At 69.6% G+C, this 329-nt stretch carries 1 pseudogene; it reads left to right on the top strand.

The features are described from left to right. Window positions 1-329: pseudogene (locus tag EN807_RS37235) on the top strand (hypothetical protein); the annotation flags it as partial.

Genomic DNA, 329 nt, shown 5'->3' with positions numbered 1-329 from the left:
AGGGGGGCCGCCGCGAGGGCCAGCCGGACTGGAAAGGCAACAGGCAGGACGGCAAAGGCAATGTCGCAGGCGGCAGCAAGCCGGCCTTCCAGGGCAAACCGCGCGAGGAGCGTCCGCAGCGCTTTGATCCGGATTCACCCTTTGCCAAGCTCGCCGCCTTGCGCGACCATCGCGCCGCGGCGCCCGCCAGCATGCGCCAGGCCTTCGCCGCCGACCCCAAGCGGTTCCAGACCTTCTCCGCCTCCGATGGCGACCTGTGGCTCGACTGGTACAAATGCGCCGTCGACGCGCGCCCGATGGAGCTTCTGGAAAAGCTGGCTGACGCCGCC

The sequence above is a fragment of the Mesorhizobium sp. M5C.F.Ca.ET.164.01.1.1 genome, from assembly GCF_004792125.1.
Lineage (GTDB): Bacteria > Pseudomonadota > Alphaproteobacteria > Rhizobiales > Rhizobiaceae > Mesorhizobium > Mesorhizobium wenxiniae.
The sequence above is the reverse complement of the archived record's forward strand: the minus strand, read 5'-3'. Positions and strand labels throughout refer to the sequence as shown.